At 66.2% G+C, this 24168-nt stretch carries 17 protein-coding genes; 11 read left to right on the top strand and 6 right to left on the bottom strand.

The window, feature by feature from the left end; all coding sequences use genetic code 11:
* The first annotated feature begins 17 nt into the window (after window positions 1–17).
* Genes adh through ABZ863_RS06105 form a run of 3 tightly spaced genes read left to right on the top strand, consistent with a single transcriptional unit; the run spans window position 18 to window position 3830 of the window.
* Window positions 18–1541: an aldehyde dehydrogenase gene (gene adh / locus ABZ863_RS06115; protein ID WP_358531602.1), complete on the top strand. Its 1524-nt coding sequence runs from the start codon at window positions 18–20 to the stop codon at window positions 1539–1541.
* A 5-nt stretch (window positions 1542–1546) separates the two neighbouring features.
* Window positions 1547–1921 (top strand): DUF779 domain-containing protein, encoded by a 375-nt coding sequence (locus ABZ863_RS06110; protein WP_358531600.1) that lies wholly within the window; start codon window positions 1547–1549, stop codon window positions 1919–1921.
* Window positions 1922–1940: 19 nt separating this feature from the next.
* Window positions 1941–3830, top strand: coding sequence for a propionyl-CoA synthetase (locus ABZ863_RS06105; protein WP_358531598.1), 1890 nt, complete (start codon window positions 1941–1943; stop codon window positions 3828–3830).
* Window positions 3831–3891: 61 nt separating this feature from the next.
* On the opposite strand, the gene ABZ863_RS06100 is transcribed toward ABZ863_RS06105, so the two are convergent.
* A complete protein-coding gene (locus ABZ863_RS06100) occupies window positions 3892–6735 on the bottom strand; it encodes a hypothetical protein (protein ID WP_358531596.1) in 2844 nt (947 codons plus the stop codon).
* Between the two features lie 238 nt (window positions 6736–6973).
* A complete protein-coding gene (locus ABZ863_RS06095; protein ID WP_358531594.1) occupies window positions 6974–7882 on the bottom strand; it encodes a sigma-70 family RNA polymerase sigma factor in 909 nt (302 codons plus the stop codon).
* A gap of 736 nt (window positions 7883–8618) precedes the next feature.
* Here ABZ863_RS06095 and ABZ863_RS06090 point away from each other — a divergent pair.
* Window positions 8619–9596, top strand: coding sequence for a type VII secretion protein EccE (locus tag ABZ863_RS06090; protein WP_358531592.1), 978 nt, complete (start codon window positions 8619–8621; stop codon window positions 9594–9596).
* The gene (locus tag ABZ863_RS06085; RefSeq protein WP_358531590.1) at window positions 9593–10747 is read left to right on the top strand and encodes a hypothetical protein; all 1155 of its coding nucleotides are present in this window, start codon (window positions 9593–9595) and stop codon (window positions 10745–10747) included. The genes ABZ863_RS06090 and ABZ863_RS06085 overlap by 4 nt, the downstream gene beginning before the upstream one ends.
* A gap of 67 nt (window positions 10748–10814) precedes the next feature.
* On the opposite strand, the gene ABZ863_RS06080 is transcribed toward ABZ863_RS06085, so the two are convergent.
* From ABZ863_RS06080 to eccCa, 3 genes are all read right to left on the bottom strand, one after another.
* On the bottom strand, window positions 10815–12725 hold the full coding sequence (locus tag ABZ863_RS06080) for a hypothetical protein (protein ID WP_358531589.1): 1911 nt from the start codon (window positions 12723–12725) through the stop codon (window positions 10815–10817).
* Between the two features lie 56 nt (window positions 12726–12781).
* A complete protein-coding gene (locus ABZ863_RS06075; protein ID WP_358531587.1) occupies window positions 12782–13897 on the bottom strand; it encodes a hypothetical protein in 1116 nt (371 codons plus the stop codon).
* A 208-nt stretch (window positions 13898–14105) separates the two neighbouring features.
* Window positions 14106–18086 (bottom strand): type VII secretion protein EccCa, encoded by a 3981-nt coding sequence (gene eccCa, locus ABZ863_RS06070; protein ID WP_358531585.1) that lies wholly within the window; start codon window positions 18084–18086, stop codon window positions 14106–14108.
* Window positions 18087–18211: 125 nt separating this feature from the next.
* On the opposite strand from eccCa, the gene eccD reads away from it, so the two are divergent.
* The 4 genes from eccD to ABZ863_RS06050 all read left to right on the top strand — a co-directional run bounded on the left by eccD (window position 18212) and on the right by ABZ863_RS06050 (window position 21840).
* Window positions 18212–19612, top strand: a complete 1401-nt coding sequence (gene eccD / locus ABZ863_RS06065) for a type VII secretion integral membrane protein EccD (RefSeq protein WP_358531583.1) — start codon at window positions 18212–18214, stop codon at window positions 19610–19612.
* A 15-nt stretch (window positions 19613–19627) separates the two neighbouring features.
* Entirely contained in the window at window positions 19628–21046 is a 1419-nt protein-coding gene (eccB, locus tag ABZ863_RS06060) for a type VII secretion protein EccB (RefSeq protein ID WP_358531582.1), read from the top strand.
* A gap of 148 nt (window positions 21047–21194) precedes the next feature.
* Window positions 21195–21548, top strand: a complete 354-nt coding sequence (locus ABZ863_RS06055) for a hypothetical protein (RefSeq protein WP_358531580.1) — start codon at window positions 21195–21197, stop codon at window positions 21546–21548.
* A complete protein-coding gene (locus ABZ863_RS06050; protein ID WP_358531578.1) occupies window positions 21541–21840 on the top strand; it encodes a WXG100 family type VII secretion target in 300 nt (99 codons plus the stop codon). Before ABZ863_RS06055 ends, ABZ863_RS06050 begins: the two co-directional genes overlap by 8 nt.
* A gap of 91 nt (window positions 21841–21931) precedes the next feature.
* Here ABZ863_RS06050 and ABZ863_RS06045 read toward each other — a convergent pair whose 3' ends face one another.
* Complete coding sequence (locus ABZ863_RS06045) at window positions 21932–23218, bottom strand: S8 family serine peptidase (RefSeq protein WP_358531576.1); 1287 nt, start codon at window positions 23216–23218, stop codon at window positions 21932–21934.
* 92 nt (window positions 23219–23310) lie between these two features.
* Here ABZ863_RS06045 and ABZ863_RS06040 point away from each other — a divergent pair, with 92 nt between their 5' ends.
* Window positions 23311–23730 carry a YbaB/EbfC family nucleoid-associated protein gene (locus tag ABZ863_RS06040; RefSeq protein WP_358531574.1) on the top strand — a complete coding sequence of 140 codons (420 nt, stop codon included), beginning with the start codon at window positions 23311–23313 and terminating at the stop codon, window positions 23728–23730.
* The gene (locus ABZ863_RS06035; RefSeq protein ID WP_358531572.1) at window positions 23727–24074 is read left to right on the top strand and encodes a hypothetical protein; all 348 of its coding nucleotides are present in this window, start codon (window positions 23727–23729) and stop codon (window positions 24072–24074) included. The genes ABZ863_RS06040 and ABZ863_RS06035 overlap by 4 nt, the downstream gene beginning before the upstream one ends.
* Window positions 24075–24168: the final 94 nt, after the last annotated feature.

Genomic DNA, 24168 nt, shown 5'->3' with positions numbered 1-24168 from the left:
GCAGGAGGGCACTCCAGATGACGAAATACGCCGCGCCGGGTGAATCCGGCAGCGTTGTCGCGTTCGAGCCGCGGTACGACCACTTCATCGGCGGCGAGTACGTCGCGCCGGCGAAGGGGCAGTACTTCGAGAACCCGACGCCGGTGACCGGCAAGGTGTTCACCGAGATCGCGCGCGGGACCGCCGAGGACGTCGACCGTGCTGTCGCGGCCGCGAACGGTGCCGCCGCAGCATGGGGCCGCACCGCTCCCGCCGAGCGGGCCGTGGTGCTGAACAAGATCGCTGACCGGATGGAAGCGAACCTCGAGGCGCTGGCCGTTGCCGAAAGCTGGGAGAACGGCAAGGCGGTACGCGAGACGCTCGCCGCCGACATCCCGCTGGCGATCGACCACTTCCGGTACTTCGCGGGTGCGATCCGGGCGCAGGAGGGTTCGATCTCGCAGCTCGACGCCGACACCGTGGCCTACCACTTCCACGAGCCGCTCGGTGTCGTCGCGCAGATCATCCCCTGGAACTTCCCGATCCTCATGGCGACCTGGAAGCTCGCGCCTGCGCTTGCGGCCGGCAACTGCGTCGTGCTCAAGCCGGCCGAGCAGACGCCGGCTTCGATACATGTGCTGCTCGGGCTGATCGCGGACCTGTTGCCGCCAGGGGTGCTCAACATCGTCAACGGGTTCGGCGTCGAGGCGGGCAAACCGCTAGCCCAACACTCCGACATCCGGAAGGTCGCGTTCACCGGCGAGACCACGACCGGCCGCCTGATCATGCAGTACGCCAGCGAGAACATCATCCCGGTGACCCTGGAGCTGGGCGGCAAGAGCCCGAACATCTTCTTCGCCGATGTCGCAGCCGCCAACGACGCCTTCTACGACAAGGCGCAGGAGGGCTTCGCGATGTTCGCGCTGAACCAGGGCGAGGTGTGCACCTGCCCGTCCCGCGCGCTCGTGCAGTCGTCGATCTACCAGCAGTTCATGGGCGACGCCGTGGGGCGGGTGGAGCAGATCAAGCAGGGGCACCCGCTCGACACCGACACCATGATCGGCGCGCAGGCGTCCAACGACCAGTTCGAGAAGATCCTCTCCTACATCGACATCGGCAAGCAGGAGGGCGCGAAGGTCCTCACCGGCGGGGAGAAGGCCGACCTCGGCGGCGAGTTGTCCGGCGGCTACTACATCAAGCCGACGGTGTTCGAGGGCGACAACAAGATGCGGATCTTCCAGGAGGAGATCTTCGGCCCTGTCGTGTCGGTGGCGCAGTTCGACGACTACGCAGACGCCATCAAGATCGCCAACGACACCCTCTACGGGCTGGGTGCCGGTGTGTGGACGCGGGACGGCAACACGGCTTTCCGTGCGGGCCGCGAGGTCCAGGCGGGTCGTGTGTGGACCAACTGCTACCACGCCTACCCCGCGCACGCCGCCTTCGGCGGGTACAAGCAGTCGGGCATCGGCAGGGAGAACCACAAGATGATGCTCGACCACTACCAGCAGACCAAGAACCTGCTCGTGTCCTACTCGCCCAACGCCCAGGGCTTCTTCTGATCATGATGAGCAGGCGGGTGGATCTCACCGTTGCCGCGGCGGAGCTGCTGCGCACGCTCGCGCGGACACACGGCCCGCTGATGTTCCATCAGTCCGGCGGATGCTGCGACGGCAGTGCACCGATGTGTTACCCGGCAGGCGAGTTCCGCACCGGTCAATCCGATGTGCACCTCGGCGACCTCACGGTCGCCGAGGTGCCGCAGCCGATTCCGGTGTGGATGTCCGCCGCGCAGTTCGAGTACTGGAAGCACACGCACCTCACGATCGACGTGGTGCCCGGCAGGGGCAGCGGTTTCTCCCTGGAAGCCCCGGAAGGCGTGCGCTTCCTGATCCGCTCGCGACTGCTCACCGACGACGAACTGACCGAACTGGATAGCTAGAGGCTACAAAGGACTGCCGATGGGCGACTATGCCGACACCTATGCGCGGAGCATGAAGGATCCGGAAGGATTCTGGCTCGCCGCGGCCGAAACCGTGACCTGGTCGCGAAAGCCGCAACGTGCACTCGACGCCGGGCGACCACCCTGGTACCGCTGGTTTCCCGACGGGGAGCTCAACACCTGCTACAACGCGCTGGACCGGCATGTCGAGGCCGGCCATGGTGACCGGCTTGCGCTCGTCCACGACTCACCCGTCACCGGGCAGATTTCGCGCTACACCTATGCGGAGCTGCTCGACCAGGTCGCCCGGTTCGCCGGCGCACTGCGGAACCTGGGCGTTGGCAAGGGCGACCGGGTGGTGCTGTACCTGCCGATGGTGCCCCAGGCGGTGATCGCGATGCTGGCATGCGCCCGGCTCGGTGCGGTGCACTCGGTGGTGTTCGGCGGTTTCGCCGCGCGGGAGCTGGCGGTGCGTATTGCTGATCTGCGGCCGAAGGTGGTGGTGTGCGGCTCGTGCGGCATCGAGCCGCAGCGGGTGATCGCCTACAAGCCGATCGTCGACGAGGCGATCACACTCTCTGGTGTAACCCGGCCGTCCATTGTGGTCCTTCAGCGGGAACGGCTGCGTGCTGAGCTCGGTCCGGAGGACTACGACTGGGACGAGTTGATGATCGCAGCCGACCCGGCAAGTTGCGTCGACGTGGCCGCGACCGACCCGCTGTACGTGCTCTACACCTCCGGTACGACGGGGAAACCGAAGGGCGTGGTCCGCGACAACGGCGGGCACGCGGTGGCGCTGTCCTGGAGCATGGCCAACGTGTACGACATCGGGCCAGGCGACGTGTGGTGGTCGGCCTCGGACGTGGGCTGGGTCGTCGGGCACTCCTACATCGTGTACGGGCCGTTGCTGGCCGGTGCCACAACGGTGGTCTACGAGGGCAAACCGGTTGGCACACCCGATGCGGGCGCGTTCTGGCGGGTCATCGCCGAACATGGCGTCAAGGCGTTGTTCACCGCGCCGACCGCGATCCGCGCGATCAAGAAGGCCGACCCGTGGGCGGAGGCGCTCGCCGGCCACGACCTGGCGACTCTGCGCACGCTGTTCCTGGCAGGGGAACGGCTCGATCCGGAGACCTACCACTGGGCGCACGACAAGCTGGGCGTGCCCGTGGTCGATCACTGGTGGCAGACGGAGACCGGCTGGGCCGTCGCCGCCAACCCGCGTGGGCTGGAGCCGTTGCAGATCAAACCAGGCTCCCCGACAGTGCCCATGCCGGGCTATGACGTGCGGATCCTCGGCGAGAGCGGTGAAACGCTGCCGCGCGGGCAGGAAGGCGCCATCTGTATCAAGCTGCCGTTACCGCCGGGGACGCTGCTCAGCGTGTGGAACGACGACGAGCGCTACGTCAGGTCTTATCTGTCCCGCTTCGAGGGCTACTACCTCACCGGCGACGGCGGCTACGTGGACGAGGACGGGTACCTGTTCGTCATGGGCCGCACCGACGACGTCATCAACGTCGCCGGGCACCGGCTGTCCACCGGCTCGATGGAAGCGGTACTCGCCGCACATCCCGCCGTCGCCGAATGCGCCGTCATCGGCGTGCACGACACGGTCAAGGGGCAACTACCGCGCGGGCTCGTCGTGCTGAAGTCCGGTGTGGACATCGAACCGGAACAGCTGCGCGCCGAACTGGTGGCGGCAGTGCGCGCCGAGATCGGTCCGGTCGCGGCGTTCCGCGATGTCTCCGTCGTGGAGGCGCTACCCAAGACCCGCTCGGGAAAGATCCTGCGCAAGACCATGCGCGGCATCGCCGAGGGCCGAACCGAGCCCGTCCCGTCGACCATTGAGGACCCGGCCGTCCTCGAAGCGCTGCGCAACGTGCTGCGTCCCGTCAGCGCGGACCACTGACGGAGCATGCTTGGTGCGGGCCACCAACACTCGTGTTGGCGGCCCGCACCGCCAGCGGCCGTCAGCCGGCCGCCCGTGTCACCACCTCCGCCTGGGTGGTGTAGCCGGAACCGGCACCGGCAGCCGTCAGCTGCGCCTTGCCGCTCGGGGTGCCGTCGGGGATCGTCGCCTCGAACGAGACGTTCCCGTTGGCGTCGGCCAGGGCTCGGCCGAGTGAGGTCGAGCCCAGCCGGAACTCCACGCTCTCACCGGCCCGGTAGCCACCCGAGCCGAGCATTGTGGACTCCCCGATGACGATGGTGCCCGTGACCTTGAGCCGACCGGGCGTCAGGGACGCCTGGTATTCGGCGCAGACGTCGCCGGGACTGCCGACCTCGGGGGTCGGGGAGCCGCCGGTGACCCCGTCGTCCTCGCGCACGGTGAGGGTGCCGAAACCCTTGTCTCCCATGACCGCGCCCATCACATTGGTCGCCGAGACCTTGAACGATGTGGACGGTGTGGCGCTGGGAAGCGTGTCGCCGTAGGTTGCCACCGGCACCGCAACGCAGGTCTGCCCGGGAGCGAAGGTCACCTTCCGCATCGTGACCCCTGCCTTGCCGGTGGTGGTGCCGAACACGCTGACATACGCCGTGACCGGGTGTCCGAGCCGCTGGGACAGCACGGCCGCTACGTGGGCCGCGCCAGGACCGGACCCCTCGTCCACTCGTGCCGGGACGATGTCCACAGTGGCCTGTCGTGCGGGCACCCGCCCGCCGACGGCCGGGGTCTCGGCCGACAGGTCGGAGAGGTAGACACCGCCCGACGGAGTGCCCGCCGGAGCGCTGAACCGCACCTCACGGATGCTGGTGGTGTCCAGTCCGGTGAGCGACGTGATCGGAATCGTCACCTGCTGCAGGATCACCTTGCGCAACCAGGGTGAGCTGACGCCTGGCATGCGCATGACCGCGGACGGGTTCAGCTTCGAGACCGGCGACGACCAGGTGCGCCCGGCGCGGTCGATGACGGTGACGGTGAGGTCCGTGTTCGTGGACACGAACTCGTCGGCGGCCATCTTCACCGACAGCTGCTCGAAGCGGCTGATGTTGCGGTTGCTTGGCGAGACGGCGACGCTCACGCGTGAATTCGACGACGTCCACTTCAGGTGCAGCATCGGCGAGGACGGGATGTTGAACGCCCACAGCGCAGGCGACCAGTGCGGGGCTGCCGCCTGGTTGAGTGTGGTGGAACAGAACGGCGACGACTGCGGCAGCGTCACGCCGCCGGTGCCGCCCATGCTGGCGCACACCTCGGCTACGGCGTCACCGGAAACACTGACGGCCGGGTCGTGCTCCTCGAAGGTGGCGATGTCCATTCGCGACTTCGCCGGCTGGGTGGCGGTCGAGGTGATGGTCGCGAACGACGTCGAGGGCGCGGTCACGTTCGAGCCGTCGAACAGCGGCAGGAACCGCTTGTCGCCGCCGAGCACGAGCCGGAAGAAGCCCGCCAGGTAAGTCGCGCCGACCTGCACCTGCTGGGCGGCGGAGAGCCGCGTCGTGGTGGCCGCGCCGGGGTGGCACACCGGATCGTTCGCGCCGGTGGCGAAGGACAACCAGTCGTCGGCGGTGGCGGCAGGCCAGCCGCCAGGAGTCCAGATGGTGTTGAAGAAGTTGTGGTTGCCGCCCATGACCAGGACCGCCGAGCGGAGCACGTTGTCGTCGAAGCTGTGCCGCGAGTCGTCGACGATGTGCTGGCCCATCAGGTTCTCCACGTCACCGTCGCAGTAGGGCAGGATCGTCGCCGTCGCCACGTTCGGCAGGGAGATCCGGTCGTAGTCGACCGGCGCGAGCGGGAGCACCGCCTTGATCCCGAACTGCTGGGAGACCGGCAGGGCGTCGTTGAGTGTCGAGGCTGCCACCACTCCCTCACCGCCGCGGGAGTGCCCCATGATCCCGACATTGCCGAGATCGAGCCGCCTGACCAGCGCGGCCGGGGTGATGTCGCCGGTGAGCGCCGTGCCGAGATCGACGTTCCGGTCGGTGAAGGCGTCGTGGTAGACGACCTCATTGCCTGCGTCGGCGTTCTTCAGCATCTGGAGGGTGTCCAGGATCAGCCGGCCTCGTGCCTGCGCGCCGTAGTCGGCGGCCAGCTGGTTGTCGTTGGAGTTGATGGCGTTGGCCGAAACGGAGATCACCGCGTAGCCGTTGCTTGCCAGGGCGCGGGCCGGCTCCTCGTAGCCGAGGTAGCTGGGGATCGTCCAGCGTTGTTCGGCGCTGTCCGGGGTGGCGCGGCAGGGCCACCGTGCCGGGTTGGCGCTGCCCGGTCCGTAGCAGGAGGTGTGGCGGCCGTGCATGAAGATCACGACAGGCGACTTGCCGTCACCGTCGGGCAGGTAGATCTTGCCGGTCAGCTCGCCGCGGATGCCGCCGATGTTGAGCAGCGGGATCGCCCGGTCCCCGAAGTCGTAGACGGCTTCGGAGACGTGGTACGGGCCCGGCGTTGAGGGGTCGGCCTGCAAGCTCTCGGGACTGATCTCGGGCTTTGCTTTGTGTGGCGCCGGGTTTGCCGGGATTGTGGTCGACGGTGACCCGGAAGCATCGGTGGTCACCGAGTTCGCGCTCACCACGGAGGGGTCGGTCGTGACCAGCGACAGCGACCTGCCGTCGGCCGACTCGGTCGCTGGGCCGAGCACCCTGCCGTCGGCCGACAGCGTGGGGGCACTGGCCGTGACGGGGAGCTGCTTGTCGAGGCGGAGGGTGACCTGGAAACCGCCCGCCACGCGGGTGACCGACCAGTGCGAACCGGAGGCCACGTCGGTGGAGGGGGCGGGGGCCGCCGAGGCGGACCCGGTAGTGAGGGTGATGGACAGGCAGCTGACGGCTGCCAGTAGCGCGGCGAGGCGTCTCGCGCGGCGTGTGGATCTGGACAAATGACGGCCTTACTCGTGACGGGCGTCGAGCCCACGTCCGGTGGGGATCACTGGCGGATGCCGAGCGGACCGCAGCGTATGGCCGATCTGTGAAGCGATTCGGGCGATCTTGTTTCCTGGTTGTTTCACCCTCTTGGGCTATGGGCCGGTTCGGGCAAATGACGTGAAGCGGGACAAACTTTCGCGCATCCGGCAGGTGCTCGCACTCGCGTAGCCAGCCGATGACACGATCGTCCGGTTAGGACACGTACTCCTGGAGACGCTGGATCCTGGCCGGCTCACGTAGCTTGGTCATGGTGCGCTTCTCGATCTGCCGGACTCGCTCCCGCGACAGGCCGAGTTCGAGGCCGACTTCCTCCAGTGTGCGCTGCCAGTTGTCGTCGAGCCCGTAGCGTAGGCGCACCACCTGCTGCTCACGCGGGTTCAGTGCACCGAGAATAGTGTCGATCTCGCGACGGAGGAGCCGGTCGGAGACGTTGTCTTCGGAACCTGTCAGCCAGTCAACGTAGTGCAGCAACGACGTCAGCGTCTGGTGACCGTCATCGCCAACGGGTTGGTCCAAGCTCAGCGGTGTTTCGTTGTACGACAGTAGTTCCCGTGCCTTCGCCGGATCCATTTCGGCGGCGTCGGCTATTTCGCGAAGGTGCGGGTCGCGGCCGAGCTCATTCAACAGGTCTCGACGAGCGCGCTCGACCCTGCTCAGCTGGCTGGCGATGTGGGCAGGCAGGCGGATGACTCGGGCCTGCTGGCTGATGGCCTGGCTGATGGCTTGGCGGATCCACCAGGTGGCGTACGTGCTGAATTTGAAGCCGGGTGTGTAGTCGTATTTCTCGATCGCGTGAATCAGCCCGCAGTTGCCTTCTTGGATGAGATCGAGCAGCGGAAGGCCCCGGTCGGTATAGCGTTTGGCGATACTCACGACCAGCCGCAGGTTTGCTTCGAGGAGATGGTTCTTGGCTTTGACTCCCTCGGACGCGATGTGGCGCAAATCCGACCGCAGTTGTTCGTCGCCGTCGGCTCCCAGTTCGACCAGCCGTGCCTCGGCAAAGAGGCCGACCTCGATCTGCTTGGCGAGCAGAACCTCTTCCTCAATTGTGAGTAGCTTGGTACGAGCGATCCGGTTCAGGTAAGTGCGGACCAGGTCCAAGGACCTGGTCTCCCCGTTGGGCCTGCCAGTGCCGTCCCGCGCTTGCTCGCGCTCTGTGTCGACGAGTGCTAGAGCCACGATTCTCCTAGCGTTTCTGGCGTAGCGTGCTGGTTCCAGGCCGCACTTACCTAGTTGTTCATAGTGGAGCACGGAATTCGCAGCGTGCTGGCAACTGCCGGACAAGACGCACGATGGGATGTGCAGGTCCGCTTGCCCGCCGGATCGTGATCGGTTGTCCGTACGGGTTGGCTACGGGTTAGGCGATTGCACCCGGCGGGGTGGGTGTCGACGGTGTGGCATGCCGGACCGCGGCGGTCTTGGGAGAGGTTGAACCAGCGTTCACCATGAACGAAGGCGGTCTCATTCCGCTGTCAAAGCATCTCGCGCAGGGCTTGGGGGAAAGATGCTGGTCGCTCTGGCTGGCACGCATCCACTGGTACCCGAGTACGGGGCAGAGTACGGGCTGCCATGTTGGAGTTGTCGAAGAAGGGCCGGGTAACTGAACAAGCGAGGTTATCGTTTCACCGTGGCAGGTGTCAGCCGGGTAGCGGCAGCAGCAGCGTCCAAAGGGGACCTTGCGTCCATGCCGCACGCGACCGGAAGGCCCGACTGGCGTGCTCGAAGCAAACGGCCGGCGTGGTTTCCGCTGCGCCGTCGGCCGGGCTACCTCGGTGCCGCGGGAGTCGGTCGTCTCATCGCCTTCGAGGTTGTCCAGGTATATCTGCTCTTTGTTGTCGTGCAAAGGGTCTGGGCGGTCATCCTCGGCTGTGTGCTGGGTGTGCTCGCCATCGCGTTGACCTTCGGCCGGTCAAAGGGAACTTGGTGGTCCGAGCTCGGCTGGCGGTGGTTGCGGTACCGGCGGCGCAGCGGTTCGCTGGGCGAGCGGGGCGACGATCCCCGGCTTGTCGCGCTCCGTGAACTCGCACCGGATGTCGTGTTCGAGAACATCGCCGTAAAAACCGATCGAGAGATCGGGATGGGCAGCGACGGGGCAGGCTGGTTCGCCGTCCTCGAACTGGAGAGCTCCACAGCGAGCGTCGTTCGCCCGCCAGTGCCGGTGACCGCTCTCGCCCGGCTGGCCACCGAGGCCGAACAGAGTGGTGTCGTGCTGCAAGTGGTCCAGGGCCGCGCGGCAACCGATGGCAGCAGGGTGTTGTGGATCGCCTTACGACTGGACGCGGACGCGGTCGCTGAGTCGATGATCGATGCCCAGGACGGCAAGGTCGACGTTCCCGGCGTGCTCGTTGAACTGGTGCGCAGAGTAGGCAAGGTCCTGCGACGGCGTGGCCTGGCAGCTCGCGGTCTCAAAGCACACGAGATGATCGACGCACTCGCCCGTTCCTGTGATCTCGTCCCGTTCGGCCGGCCGATCCGGGTACGCGAGAGCTGGGACGCCTGGCACACGGCAGGGACAAGCCAGGTGTGCTTCTGGCTTGACCGATGGCCAGATCCGGAGCGGGGTACGACACTGCTCGCCGCGCTGGACGATCTTCCCTCGGCGCGGGTCACCGTGGCAGTCTTGCTGGAACCCTCGGGTGAGGGAACCAATCTACGCTGTCTGGTACGTATTGCCGCGGAGCCGGGGAAGTCCGCCGAGGTCTGCGCCCAGGCGATGGCACTCGCCGAACGGATGGGCGCTCGTTTGCGTCGGCTCGACGGTGAACACGCGCCAGCGGTGTACGCATCGGCTCCAAGCGGAGGAGGTGCGCGGTGACCAGCGGTGAACGACCACAGCCCGGGCAGGCGGCGGCCGCCGCGGCGAACCCGTCACCGGCAGCGCCGCACCAGCCGCCGGGCAACGCGGCGCCCGATCCCGCGCAGCGCGGCACCATCCACAGTGGTCACGCCGACCCTGCGGCTACGGACGCGAGCGGGCAGCGACCACCACCACAGAGCCAGAACGCTCCGAACCAGCCCGCATCTGGACAGGCCACGAATCCGGGACCCCCCGCCAGCGAGGCGACGGAGAGGACCGTCGCGGTTCCCTACCCGGTTGCCGCTCCGCGGAGTCACCTGATCACGTCCGGTGCGGCCGCGACAGCGGCAGGCCCGCCACCACCGGCAGCGGCGGCGACCACGAGTGCGGCGCCGGCGCCCGCTCCAACGGGCGGACCCCGCCCAAGTGACAGCATCCCCGCACCGGCCGAGGAACGGCGCACCTGGCGTGCGCGGCGCTACCGGGGAATCCCCAAGCTCAGCATCGGGCACCATGTCGCCGCCGACGACGCACTCGACCGGCTGCAATTGACCGGCGTGTCATTCGGTTTTCCCGTTGGCCGGGACCAAGGCGGCCGGGTAGCGACAGTGACCCTGTTCCGCCCCGAACCCACAAGTGCGATGATCATCGGTGGAGCGTGGGCGGCGAGGCTCTTCGCCCTGCGGGCGCTGGACTTTGGTGCCAAGGTTGTCGTCTCCACCGACTGGCCATGGGACTGGGCACGGGTCGAACAATGGGCGGCCGGTTATGAAGACCGGGTGGTCATGATCGCGCCGCGATCCACAATGGCCGTAACGAGCTCCGCGGACATGCCGGTCCTTAGAGTGCTGGATTTGGAAAACCCCATCGCCCCGCAGAGCGGGCCGCAGCCTGCCAAGTGGCAGACACAGCTGACGCTGCTGCGCCGGTTCACTCCGGCAGCGATGACCGCGGTATGGCAGGCGGACCTGGTGGTGACACAGCGTCTGGGCCTCGAGGAGGCCGCGACCATCACCCGTCAGCTGGGATTCTCGCAACGTACCGCGCAGCTGTTGCAGATGCTGCGTGATGACATGGTGGCGACACTGACCGGTGAGGGCAGCCGCTACATCTGGACCAATCCTACCCCGGCGGAGCAGCGCGCCCTCGGCCTGCCGAGCCGGAACTAGGGGTATGAGGCCGTGACTTGACCCGGCCCCTGATCATCTGTGGATCGGGGGCCGGGTCGCCGCTCGATCAGGTCCTGCCCAGGGTCGCCGCGGGATTGTTGGCGGGGCGTTTGACTTCTCGCTCGCCCGATACGACCGGCCCACCCGGCGTCTGAACCTCCCACGCCGCTTGGTCGACGTTCGCGGGTAGCGGCTTCTCACCGGCCACGCGGGGTGCTTGATCGGCCGGCACCATTGGCCTGACCTGGTGGTCCGGGGTTTCCGGCGCGGCCGGTGCGGTGCGCAAGACCACCGGGATCTCACCAACGGATTGCGGGGCCGCCGTCTCTCGGCTTTCCAGCACAGGCCCAGCGGCGGGCGCTTCCACATCGAACTCCGGTTGCAGGCCCTGCTGTCGACGACTGGTCTCGGTCGGGTGCGCCGGGGTGATCTGTTCCGTGGCGGGTTTGCCGGCACTCTGCGGGTTCGCCAGCACGGCAGGTGCGCCTGCTATCGGCCGCCCGGTGCTCAACGGCGCTTCGTGCCGACCGCCAGGACGGTTCCGCTTCCGGTCCGGTGCGTTGAAGACCGGCGAGGTCGGTGGTAACGGCGGTTGGAACGCGGCGGGCACCCCGGAGTTCGGCCTCGCGCCGCGGTTGTTCGTCGGCTGCCGTTCTTGTGCGGGCGCCTGTGGGCTGGACGGCATGCCGCCGGGTGGCCGGCCGCCAATGGTGCCCGGCGGCACCTGTGGCTTTTTGTCGTCCTTTTTTCGTTGCGCTTGCTGACCCGGCATGCCGGGTGGCATCGGGGGCCGCAGCGTGCCCGGCGGCAGGCCGGAAGCCGGGGAAGCGAGTCCGGACGGCGTCTGCGACCCGAAGCCCTGGCCAAGCCCACCGGCAGGCCTCGGCGCCGTGACATTCGGGGCTACCCGCGGTGTTGTCAGGCCGGTGATTCCCGGAATCAACCCGGCCATCGCGGCGCCACCGAATCCGAGCGGCATCACGCCGCCCGGAACGCCGACCGTGGGCACCGTGGGTGCTGTCGGGACGGGCGGGACAGGGACACTCGGGGCGGTGGGAACGTCCGGCACATCTGGCACCGACGTGGACACTGGGGGTGGAGTCGGTACCGACGGCGGGGTGGGGACGGCCCCGTTCGCGACCGCAGGCGGAGGCGGTACCGAGAGCGCCGACATGAGCTCGACGGGTACCGCTGGAGCGTCCGTCGGCGGTAGCCCCGGCACTGTGAGGTCAGGAATCGCCGTACCGAGCGCGGTGGGATGCAACACCGCGTTGAACGGCTCGAGCTTCAACGGGCGGCCATCGTTCAGCTGACTCAGATACGGAAGGTACTCGCCGGCCATCTCACTGAGTAACTGTCGTGCCCGCTGGTCGAACTCGTCGTGCGGGAGTTCATGTTCCCAGTTGTGCTCACGAGCAAGCTGGTCAATGTCCTCCATGGTGGTTTCCGGAGTGGTATATTCATCAAGATAGCGCCAGATTGCCCGCCTGCTTTGTGCAAGGTCAGAATCGTATTCTGTTTTCAGCGCTTCGATTCTTAGTTGGTATTCCCGCATGACTTCGGCCAAACCACGATGCGCGCCGGCGTTGGCCCATGCCGCCTGTCGCCACAGCTCGACGTAGGCGAGTGTTCTGCCGATCTTCTCCAGGAAGGCTTCTTTCGCGGTGGGCGACGCCCAGTCCGGGTCGAGCGCAGAGACCTGATCGCGCACCTGCGTCTTCAGCGTGTTGAGCATGGTGGCGACGGCGGCCCATTGCCGCCCGCGATTCTCTGCGGTCCCGGGCCTCTCGTTCTTAATCGTTTGGTAGATAAGCCGGAAATTCATGTCCGAGTCGTCCGGCGCGGGTGTCGCCGCTGTGGGCTCGGCCTCGGAACTGGTGTACCAGGGCGACGAGCTGGACCGGCCGTAGGTGCTACCACCAGTCTGTAACTCGCGAAGCGAGTCGAAGTCATATCCGAAATACGGATCATCGCTCATCCGCGGCGTCCCCCTTCAGGTCGGCGAGAGAATTCGATCGTGCATCTCGCGCAGTCCTACCCGAGTCGCCGAAGCAGTTCTTCGTTCCTTGCCTCGGCTTCCTCGTAAACCTCAGTAAAATCGGTATCGGGTTCAGGTTGTTCGGGGATGTAGCGTTCGTTGTGACGATTACCTTCCTCGTCCACGTCGTAGGTAAGCGTTTCTTGAAGGTTGTTCTCGGTATCGCGGATCAGCGTGTGCTGCGAGGTCGTCGTGGTCTCGCCGGTTGCCAGATCGCGTCTCACGGCTTCGGACGTGTGGTGCGTGATGGAGCCGTTGGTCTCCGAAGTATTGGTCTCGATGATTTCGTGGGCGACCTCACCGGTGTCGGCGTCGTACACCGTGTTTGTGGAGTTGCCGTTCTCCTCGACCTCCGAGTCGTAGATGCGCGCGCCGTCCCTGAAGTAGTACTGCGTGTAGGCGTTCTCCGATTCTCCTTGGACCATGATCCGGATTCCGCCTTCACTGGTCCGGTAAATGGCGCCTTGAGCGCCCTGCGGCAGGTTGAGTGAGGCCAGATTGATGCCGTATTGACCGAGCACAGCTTGAGTGCCGAGTGGACCGGACATTCCCCCGCCAAGCGTCAGCGCACCGTGGTACAACTGCTCCTCGGTCGGGACCTCGCCGTCGCCGATCCCGGCCTCCTCCATCATGTCTTCGATCGTCTCGCCCTCGGCGAGGTAGCTCGGTAGGCCGTCGGGCATCTCCGCGCCGGGGGTGTCGTAGATCCAGCGCATCATGTCCAGGTTGACGGTCTCGTTGAGCTCGGCGAGGTCAGCGCAGGTGAACAGCGCCGAACAGTGCGCGAGCACCTCTTGTTTGAGGTTCTCGAGTCCAGCGAGGAAGGCGTCCGCGTTGTTCTGGGACCTGCGGTCGGCGATCCGGCCTTCGTCGAAAAACAGGCTTATGGCGATTTCCTTGCCAGCGCCCTTGACATCCTGGGCCGGGCCCATGGCATCGCTTTCCAGGTTCGCGTAGATCGTCGCGAAGTTCGTCGCGCAGCCCCGCAGCGAGGAGGGGTCCATGTCGAGCTTGGCGCCCTCGACCGGCCAGCTCGGCGCCACGGTCTGACCGGAGTACTGGTCCAGCAATTCCTGGTCGGATGGTTGCCGCTGCGAGTCGTTGTCGCTCACGTTGTCCCTCCCAGGCGGTCAGTGAAGAACCTGAGCACGGGGCTGGTGAGGGGCGGCCAGCCCCGTGCCTGTTCCCAGTGAAGTACAGCCTGTCAACCCCAGCCGGGGAATATGGAGATCTCTTGCAGCGGTGGCGTCACTCATGACAGTGAGACGATGTGCGGGCGTCCTGAGTTCCGCTCTGGGAGCTGGTCCGCAGGCGCTGTGGTCAGTCCGCTGGTGGCAGGTGAGCCAACTGAACCAGCTGGCTGCCCTGCCGCCGGGTGATCAACCAGCCCCGGCCGGGCGGCAGTGGCTCGGCTCGACGGTTGCCGAACAACGGGCCCTCCTCGCGGCTGCCGGACATGAGGATGCCGGGCGAGGCGAGGTCCCGGATGCGGGAGAGCACCGGATCGAAGATGGCGCGGCCGGCGCCGCCCGTACGCCTAGTCACGATCATCCGGAAGCCGATGTCCCTGGCTTGCGTCAGAAAATCGAGCAACGGCAGCAACGGATTCTCCTGCTGCCCGACGATCAGGTCATAGTCGTCGATCAGCAGGTACAGGTCCGGGCCGGACCACCAGCTGCGGTTCTTCAGTTCTTCAGGAGTGATCTTGCCGCTCGGCAGCCGTTGGCTCAGCGCGCTGAGGGTGAGCTCGACCATCTCGCGTACCGTGCCCGCGTTCCCGGCGTACCCGACCAGGTACTCATCCGGTACGAGTCCGAGCATGCTGCGGCGGAAGTCGATGAGCGCGATCTGCGCTTGTTCGGGCTGGTACCGGGCCATAATGCTGGTCGTGAGCGCGCGGAGGAACGAGCTCTTGCCGCTGGCGACGTCGGCGAGCAGCAGCAAGTGCGGCTCCGCGTCGAAGTCGAGGTAGACCGGCTGCAGGTCGCTTTCCGAAATGCCGATGGGCACGCCCGGTTGAGTGTCGGAATCCGGCGAGGGCAGCTCGGAATAGGGCAGTTCGGCTGGCAGCAGGCGTACCTTCGGTGCTGGCGGTACCGGCGAGGCTTCGTTGACCGCGGCGATGAACTGTTTGACGGCATCGGCGAGGCCGTCGTCGGTTGCCGCGTTGTCGATCCGAGGGACGCCGGTGAGGAAATGGGCACCTTCGGAGGTGAGACCGCGGCCCGGCGTGCGCTCGGGCACCGTCGCGGCGGGGCGGCGGCCCAGCATGGAGTCGGCGGGATCACCGAGCCGCAGTTCCAGCCTGGTGCCGAACATGTCCCGGATGTTCATCCGCAGGTCCATCCACCGGTTGGCGGAAACGATCACGTGAAGTCCGAAAGCCAGACCTCGGTTGACCAGCTCGGACAACGAGTCCTCGAGGCTTTCGAACTCCATGCGCAGAGTCGCCCAGCCGTCCACGACAAGGAACAGGTCGCCGAACCTGTCCTCGGGGAACCGGCCCTCGCGGAGCATTCGCCGATAGGTGGCCATGCTGTCGATGCCGTGATCGGCGAACCGTTGTTCACGTTCGGCGAGGAGTGTGCGGGTCTCGGCCACAGCGCGCCGGACCTGGTTCGCGTCGCGGCGAGTGGCCACACCACCGATGTGGGCGAGATCGCGCATCGCGGTCAACCCGCCACCACCGAAATCGAGACAGAAGAACTGCACCTCACGGGCGGTGTGGGTGAGGGCGAGGGCACCCATGATGGTCCGGATCGCGTTGGTCTTGCCACTGTGCGGGCCGCCGACGACCGCGACGTTGCCACCGGCACCCGCCAGGTCGAGCCAGTACTCGTCCCGGCGCTGCTCGAACGGCTGGTCAATGATGCCGGCGATGGTCCGCAGCGTGCCATGCGGTCCGGTGTCCTTTGTGGTCATGCCCCGGCTCGGATCGGCGACTAGTGTGCCGAGCAGCTGATCTAGGGTCGGTGGTTCGGCCAGTGGCGGAAGCCAGACCTCATGGGCCGGGGTGCCGTTACCCTCCATCCGCGCCACCAGCAGGTCCAGCAGGGTCTGCCCGGCTTCCTCGGCGCCGGACGGCTCCTGCTCGACCGGAATCTCCTCGGAGATCCGGGGTGCCAGGTATTTCGTGGAGTAGTCCTGGACAGGGTCGATATGCCGCCCCTCGGCGTCGGTCCGGGACACCGCGCCACGGTGATACACACCCGAAACGTAGGCCGCTTTGAACCGGGTGAGCTCGCCGGATGCGATCTTGAGCAGGCCGTTGCCGGGTGCCTGCGGCAGCTGTGAGGCATCAGGTACACCAAGCACCGCACGGCTCTCCATCGCCGAGAACGTGCGCAGGCCGATCCGATACGACAGATGCGAGTCGAGACCTGACAGCCGCCCTTCCTCCAAACGCTGCGACGCCAGTAGCAGGTGCACGCCCAGTGACCGGCCGAGGCGCCCTATTTGGACGAACATGTCGACGAAGTCCGGCCGGGCCGTGAGCAGTTCGGAGAACTCATCGACGATCACCAGCAGTGTCGGCAACGGCTCCAGCGGCGCGCCTGCGGTTCTGGCCCGCTCGTAGTCGTGCTGGGAACCGTAGTTGCCGGCTTTACGCAGCAGCTCCTGCCGGCGCATCAGCTCACCCTGGATCGCGTCGCGCATCCGGTCCACCAGATGCAGCTCGTCAGCCAGGTTGGTGATCACGGCACTGGTGTGCGGAAGCCGATCCAGCTTGGTGAAGGTCGCTCCGCCTTTGAAGTCGATCAGCACGAAGTTCAGGATCTCGGGGTCGTGCTTCACGCTCAACGCGAGCACCAGGGTGCGCAGCAACTCTGACTTGCCGGAACCGGTCGCCCCCACAAGCAGGCCGTGTGGCCCCATTCCGTCGTGCGCGGATTCCTTCAGGTCCAGCTCGATCGGACGTCCGTCGGCGCGCACCCCGAACGGGACCCGCAGGCGCTCCCGGTTCGACCGCGCGGTCCAGCTCCCCGACAGTGAGAACTCGAGCGGGTCGCCTACTCCGAGCAGATCAGTGAGCTCCAGCGTTCCGGACAGTGGCTGTTCGCTTGTGGACAGCGCGGAAAGGCGCAGCGGGGCCAACGCGCGCACCACGCCGGCGACGTCGTCCAGGTCAAGCGCGTCCGCGCGGCCGATCTCGTTCTCGCCGTCGACCGTACGGCTGGTCAGCGAACCGTCCTCGCCGATGGACAGCACGAGGGTGGTTGGATCCAGCAGTCGCGGCGGTTCCCCGGTGAGGTCGACCACGGTCACCCCGGCGACCCCACCGTCAACCATCAGGTGCTCTGAACCACTGGTGTCGCCGCCGTCGAGGAACACCACGACGTGCGACGTGCCCCCGGCCGGTGCGCCCGCCGCGCTGAACCGCGGCCTGTTGGCCAGCACGTCGTCCAGCATGGCTTCCAGCGCGGTCACGCTCGGGGCGACCAGCCTGATCTGGCCGACGGCGTCGAGCTTGTTGTGATGGAGTGCGTGCGGTAGCCATTTGGCCCATTCCCACACGTCCCGGTCCTCAGCTCGTACGCAGAACGCGATGATCACGTCGCCGGGAGCGTGGAAGACGCCGAGTTGCATCGTCATGGCGCGGGCGAGCGCACGTGTCGCGTCGGTGTCGCCCCTGAGGTAAATATGTGAGAAGCCACGAAGTGCCACCGCGATGGGGAGGTCCGGCACGGTTGAGTAGGTCGTCACGAACCGGCGCAACGCCATCGCGCACAACGGCTCCAGCTCGTCAACCGCTTTGGTTTCGGGTGGCACGAGCGGCGTCGCCAAGCCCTGTGCGCCCAGCCCTATCCGGACCACTGCATGGTCCCAGTCGCTGGGGCGGCGTTCCCACAGCCGCGCCGACTGCACCGTGGACCACAACCGGTCGGGGTTCGGGTGCCGATAGAACATGGCGTCGCGCTGACGTTCGATGGTGTCGAGCACCTGCGCGCGCAGCTGACTCAGCCGCCGCATGTACTGCCGGCGCTGCAGCATTGTCTCCTGCTTGCCGGCACCCTGGTTGCCCTGATTCAGGAACTGTGCGCCGAGCATGCCGAGCATGCCGATGCCCATGAGGCCACCCGCTACGTACATGACCGGGCTCGAGGCGCCCGAGCCGTACCCGAAGCCGATCATCAGTGCCATGCCCGCGGCCATGCCGAGCGACGGGACGATCATGAGCATGCGGCCCCAGGACCGCCCCGCCGGAGGTGGGTTCTCGGGTGGCGCTTCGAGGACGACCTCACCCGAAGGTAGTTCTGGCGCGGGCTGCCGCAATGGCCGCTTCACGATCACCGTTGCCACGTTCGACCCCTCCGAGCTGACTTCCCCGCGCCACGGTAGCGCAACGTTAACGCTGGTGTCTGACGCTTGCGCGGGCTTTCTAACATTGAAGTAGTCCCGTGCACGCTTTCCGGAAAGACACATTCATGACCGCAGTCCTGAGCATCGCGCTGGCGAAGGTGACCATCGTGGCGCCGAAGCGCTCGATCGACGTCGCGCTGCCGGAAAACGTCGTCGTTGCCGAGTTGCTGCCGTACCTGCTCCGGCACGCCGGTGAGGAGGTGCCGGACGAGGGTGAGCGGCATGGCGGCTGGGCACTGCGCCGGCCCACCGGCGATACGGTCGACTCCCGCCAGACGCTTGCCGCCCAACGCGTTCTCGACGGCGAAGTGCTCTACCTCGTTCCCGGGCGGGTGGAATGGCCGGAGCTCGAGTACGACGACCTGGTCGAAGCGATCGCCAGTGGTGCCAGGCGGTATGGGCGTAGCTGGGACAGGGCCGCGACCCGCCTGGCCGGGCTGGCGATTTGTGCCGCCGTACTGGTGAGCGGCACAGTGGTCACGCTGCTGTTTCGACCGCCGTGGAGCGGACCCGGGCTGATCATGCTTGCCGCGGCATTCGTACTGGCGGCTATTGGAGTGATCGTCGCGCGGACGGTGCCGGACGCACAGGCCGGCGCGGTTTTCGCGGGCAGCTCACTTCCGTACGCCTTTCTCGGCGGTTACCTGCTGACCGGCCCGCAACACGCCGGACTGCTGGCCTTGGGCGGCCCCCAGTTGATGCTGGGTGCCACCTCGCTCGTGGTCTTCGGTTTGCTCGGCTATGTCGGCGTCGGCGGGTTCGGCCGGGTGTTCGTGGCCGCGGTGCACGTCGGGCTTCTGGGATTGCTCGGTGGTCTGTTCGCCGCCGCGATGGATCCGGACGCGGCCGCGTCGCTGGTGCTCACAGTGGGAATCGCGCTCTTACCAGTGTATCCGCTGCTCGCCGCTCGGTCCGGACGGCTGCCGTTGCCGGCGTTACCGCAGCGTCCGGCCGAGTTGCTCGAGGACACCCCCAGCCCGCCGACATCATCGGTGTTCGCGGCCGCGGTCCGAACCGATGAGATCCTGTCCGGCTTGCTGCTGGGTCTGTCGATCGTCAGTGTGGTGTGCGGGGTCTACCTCGCGGCACACGGCGGCGTTTCCCGCTTGATCATGCTGGCGTGTGTGGCGTTCGCCCTGCTCTTGCGGGCGCGCCTGTTTCCCGTTCCGAGGCAACGAATTCCGCTGCTGGTGGCCGGAATCCTTGCTGTGACGGTGCTGGCGACGTCGCTGGCCGCCGCTGTGTCGGGAAACGGCGGGCTTGTCGGTGTGTTACTGCTCGTCGGGTTGGTCGCCGTCGGTGCGGCGGCGGTCGGCATGACCTACAGCAGGACGAATCCTTCACCGTATTTGGGGCGGGTCGCCGACATCGTCGACGTGCTGGTCATTCTCGCTCTCATTCCGTTCACCTGTTACATCACCGGTTTCTTCGGCTATGTGCAGGGTTTGATGGCGTCGATCGGTTGAGGGGTAGACAACACAGTGCCGAGTCGTCGGGACCAGCTGCATTCGTATCAGTTCATGATGCAACGGGTTGTTTCCGCGCTTGTCGTGCACGAGACCGATCCGGAGCAGACCCCACTGCGACGCGGGGTGGGTGCCGTGTTCGCCAGCGTGATGATCGCCGCGCTGGTCGCCGCTGGATTCGGAGTGTACGGGGTGGTCACCGGCGTGGGCGGCGATTCATGGCGCGCTGACGGTGCGATTGTCATCGAACGGGAAACCGGCGCTACTTTCGTCTACCGCAATGCCAGCCTGTGGCCCATGCTCAACTTCACTTCGGCACGCCTGACCAGCGGAAACGCCGCCGCCGAGGTGCACCGGGTATCGGGTGAGAGTCTTGCGGGCGTTCCCCGGCAAGTGACCGTGGGAATTCCCGGTGCACCGGATTCCCTGCCGGCCGCGGACCGGGTGGTTGGTCTGCCGTGGACACTGTGTTCGGTCGTGGCGGAGGGCCGGAGAGCGGTAACGACGACGACGTTGCTCGTCGGTGACCGGTTGTCCGGTGGAGCTCCACTGGCGGAAAGCGGAATGCTGGTTCGGGACGCGGCGGACGGCAGCCGATACTTGCTGTGGCACAACCACCGATACCGGATCACCGACGACGCGGACGGAATCATCCGTTCCCTTTTCGGGTTTCAGCAGTCCATTACCGATGTCGGCAGTGCGTGGTTGAACGGGTTACCTGCCGGGCAGGACATCGGCAGTATCGAGGTGCCTGGACTCGGTGCGGAATCCGACGCTGTGCCTGGTCACGAGGTGGGGGACCTCGTGTACCACGCCATCGGCGGAGGAAACCAGTATTATCTGGTACGTTCTGACGGGCTCGCCTATCTCACCGAATTGCAGATGTCGATTCTGCGCGGGCAATACTCGGTGGAGCCGACCGAAATCCGGGTATCACTTGCCAACTCGGTGCCGGTCAGCGATGCATTGGCGCCTCCGTCGGGTGACACGGCGCCGCCGGCCGAGCCACCGCAGCTGGTGACCGTGCCGGATGGCGCGGACGCGATCTGCGCGGAAACAACGGATGTCAGCGCACCGCCGACGATCTCCGTTGGCGGTGACACTGTTGAGCTCGGCGGCGGCATACCCACCACGGGGATGTCCGGCACCGGCGTCGTGTTGGCTGACCAGGTGCTGGTGCCACCGGGTCAGGTTGCCGTGGTCCGGGCCATGCCGTCGGACGATCGAGGTAGCGCTGGCTCGTTGCATGTGGTGACCGACAACGGTCTGCGCTTTCCCGTGCCCTCCGATGAGGTGTTGTCGACGCTAGGCTATGACCCGGCGTCGGCGACTCCGGTTCCCGCCGCGCTTGTCCAACGCATCCCGGCCGGGCCGACATTGGATCCGGGTGCGGCATTACGCCCGGCCAGCCAGGACTCCGCGCAGAGCCGTTGAGCAGGCTTCCCTAAGAGAACCTGCTCCCGTAGTCCATCCGCACACGCACTGCCTGGCCTCGCCATATCCGGTTAGGTCGGTGGCTGGCCGGTGCCAGCCCGTTGGCTCACGCTGTGACCAAGTAGCCGTGTGAACGGAGCAGTAGACGATGGCACTGGAACTCACACCGGATCAGACGAGGTTGCTCCGCCAAGCTCTCACAGAGGCGCGTGAGCGGGAAGCCGCGATCCGGAACAGGGCGAACTCGGATTTCGACGGCATTGCCGGAGTGCAATGGCGCGGCGCGACTGTCGGAGGAATGATCGGGCTGAACGACAGCCGCAATGAGAAGTCGCGGCGGTTGCGTCAGTTCATCGACGAGCTGGAAGCGAAAGTCCTGGCCAGCGAGAACGCGTTTGTCGGATTGGACCAAAACCAGGAGCAGCAAGCCCGGGCCGCCATGTCGCAGATCGAGAGTGGCGGCATGAATTTCGGTCGAATGAACGGAGCCGCCAATGTTTAATGATCGAATTACCGCGTACTCCGAGGCGATCGACAGCCTGGGCACCGGAACCGCTGGACACGGTGACGAGCTGGACGCCATCCGGGACGACCTGATGGCCAAGGTTCGTGGGATCGTCGGCAGCGAAGGTTGGTCAGGTCTGGCCGCCGATGGTTTCCTGGGCGAGCACGCGCTGGTGGACCGCGATGCCGGCGAACAGAGTGAGACCGACCGCCGCATAGGTCACATGACAAAGAATTTCGCTCGGAACTATGAGGACACAGACCGGTCCCAGCGCGCCTTGTACGCCTGACATCTTTCGTGACACCGGCCCCGGACTTCTCGCTCCGGGGCCGTTCCACTGTATTTGTTTGGAAGCACGCCATGCTCAACTCGGCCTTGAATCACTGGTGAGTCCGGTGCTGATCCGCGAACAGCTCAACCGGTGGCTCGGGACGCTCCCGCTCGGGATGTTCCGTCGGCCGCGAGGCGAAACCGCTGCGCCAGCGGCGACGTCGACCGCTCGGACCCAACACGATCGCTACCACAGCACCCGCGATCAGGACGGCTCCGACGGCGGCCAATTGGAACGCCAGCGCGTTGCTGTCGGCTCGGCCCGCCGCTCTGGCCTGATCCTCCGGACTTGTCTCACTTGGCGGCATCCCTGGCAGCCCAGCGGTTTCGCCGCGAACTACCTGGTCCGCGACGGCGCGCAGCGGGTTGACGATGCCGTAGCCGTAACGCGGACTCCCGGCGCCCTCGTGCCCCGGAGTGGCGGTGAGGAACAGCCTGTTCGTCACGTCCAATGCGGACAGTTCCGGCCGGTACTCGCGCACCAGTGCTGCCGCACCCGCCACGTAACCGGCGGCGAAGGCGGAGCCCGATGCGGGGCCGAGGCCATCGCCGGGGTAGGTGGTGATGATGTCCGTTCCCGGTGCGACGAGATCAACCACTCCGGCTGGTACCTGCTCGGTGACGGTGCCGGTCGCGTCAATGGCGGCGACTCCGACGACGTCGTCGTAAGCCGCCGGGTAGCTGGGGCTCTCCGCCGTGCCGGCCTGATCGCTTGCTTCCACCGACGCTACGACCACCGCGCCGCTGTCCTGTGCTCGACGGACTGCGGTGGCGAGTCCAGCACTGTCCTGATAGGTCACCGTGGTCACCGCGATCACCGTGGCTCGCTGATCCACCGCCCAGTTGATGGCGTCCGCGATCTGGTCCGCCGCGACCGAGCTGGACGGCTGATCGGCGGGGAACCGATCTCCCACCACTTTGGCCGCCAGCACAGTGGCCTCGGGAGAGATCCCTCGGAATCCGGCTCCATCGGGACTCTGGCCCGTGATGACACCGGCGACACCGGTGCCGATTCCAAGGCAGTCACGATTGGTGATCTGTCCCGCAAAATCGCGGCGGGCGATGATCTTGCCGGTAAGATAAGGAGTATCAGCGACGCCGGTCCCGACAATGGCGACCCGCTGCCCAGCACCGGTCGCCAGGGGCCACACCCGCTCGGCAGCGAGCATGTCCTGCGGCCAGACCGCCGAGGCCGAGGAGGTGGTGCCAGAAGAAACGCACTGCTCGCCGTTCGTTTGCTGGGCGGATGCCAGCGGCGTGACAGGGCCCAACGTGGTGAAGGCAGCACCAAGCGTGATCACCACGGGCAGTGATCGAAGCAGCGGTCTCTGGTACATAACGGAATGCTATACCCGTTGGGCAACGTGGAACCAGATCGTTGAGACAGATTTAAGTTGGCATTGTACTTTGCGGGTTCATGGAGGGACTCATGGAGGACTTTTCCGCGAGTATGGGCGCGTTACAGGGGCTCATGGACGATCTGAAACGTGCTGTGGAGGAAATGCCGAAAACGCAGGATCGACTGCTGTCTTTGACCGGCGTCGCCTGGTCGGCTGACGGTATGGTCAAGGTCGTTGTCGGGCCGCGTGGCCAACTTGTTGATCTGGAGATCGATCCCCGGGTTCTGCGCAAGCCCGATGTCCGGGCGCTCGCCGCAGACATTCTTGCCGCATCAGGGAACGCGGTGGCCAATGTCATGGCTCAAATGCAGGACGTCATGGGCGACCAGCTTCCGGCTGGCATCAGTGAAGTCAGCGCCAAGGTCGGCTGGGACGACAGTGCCGACACCACTGACAGCATGCTCAAAAGCGATGCCGAGTTGCTGAAGCGGAAGGAGGTCGAACGATGAGTGGCTCCATGAGTTCAGATATGAACCCACTCGAGCTGGAGGCACTGTCCGGGCGTTACGAGACCCTCAGCGCCGAATACCGGGAGCGGAGCCACCGCCGGATGGAGACGATCAAGGAGCTGGTCGCGGACGTGGCTACGTTCGGTGATGATGACTACGGTAACGACATTCGAAGTGGTGCGCTCGGCCAGGTCGAAACCTACGAAGCTTTGCAGGCGGTTGATGACGCGCTCGCGCAACAGGCTGGCCAACTCGGGTCCGCCGGCCGCGCTTCCAGCGGATTGTCCCTGCAGAACGAGGAATACCAGCTTACCCAATTGAGTGGGTTTGAAGCGGAGAAATAACCATTTACATGGTCACGTACGGCGTCGATTACTCAGTCGCCTTCTCGTTTCCGCTGTGGCGGTCGGGAAGGGCGACTGGTTGTGCGCGGGGACG

The sequence above is a fragment of the Saccharomonospora sp. NPDC046836 genome (assembly GCF_040645195.1).
GTDB lineage: Bacteria > Actinomycetota > Actinomycetes > Mycobacteriales > Pseudonocardiaceae > Prauserella_A.
This window is presented reverse-complemented; position numbering and strand designations above follow the sequence as displayed.

What these genes read in the sequence shown, in the direction of transcription:
- adh (WP_358531602.1), top strand. Translation starts at nt 18, where the DNA reads ATGACGAAATACGCCGCGCCGGGTGAATCCGGCAGCGTTGTCGCGTTC.
- ABZ863_RS06110 (WP_358531600.1), top strand. Translation starts at nt 1,547, where the DNA reads ATGAGCAGGCGGGTGGATCTCACCGTTGCCGCGGCGGAGCTGCTGCGC.
- ABZ863_RS06105 (WP_358531598.1), top strand. Translation starts at nt 1,941, where the DNA reads ATGGGCGACTATGCCGACACCTATGCGCGGAGCATGAAGGATCCGGAA.
- ABZ863_RS06080 (WP_358531589.1), bottom strand. Translation starts at nt 12,725, where the DNA reads ATGAGCGATGATCCGTATTTCGGATATGACTTCGACTCGCTTCGCGAG.
- eccD (WP_358531583.1), top strand. Translation starts at nt 18,212, where the DNA reads ATGACCGCAGTCCTGAGCATCGCGCTGGCGAAGGTGACCATCGTGGCG.
- ABZ863_RS06055 (WP_358531580.1), top strand. Translation starts at nt 21,195, where the DNA reads ATGGCACTGGAACTCACACCGGATCAGACGAGGTTGCTCCGCCAAGCT.
- ABZ863_RS06050 (WP_358531578.1), top strand. Translation starts at nt 21,541, where the DNA reads ATGTTTAATGATCGAATTACCGCGTACTCCGAGGCGATCGACAGCCTG.
- ABZ863_RS06045 (WP_358531576.1), bottom strand. Translation starts at nt 23,218, where the DNA reads ATGTACCAGAGACCGCTGCTTCGATCACTGCCCGTGGTGATCACGCTT.
- ABZ863_RS06040 (WP_358531574.1), top strand. Translation starts at nt 23,311, where the DNA reads ATGGAGGACTTTTCCGCGAGTATGGGCGCGTTACAGGGGCTCATGGAC.
- ABZ863_RS06035 (WP_358531572.1), top strand. Translation starts at nt 23,727, where the DNA reads ATGAGTGGCTCCATGAGTTCAGATATGAACCCACTCGAGCTGGAGGCA.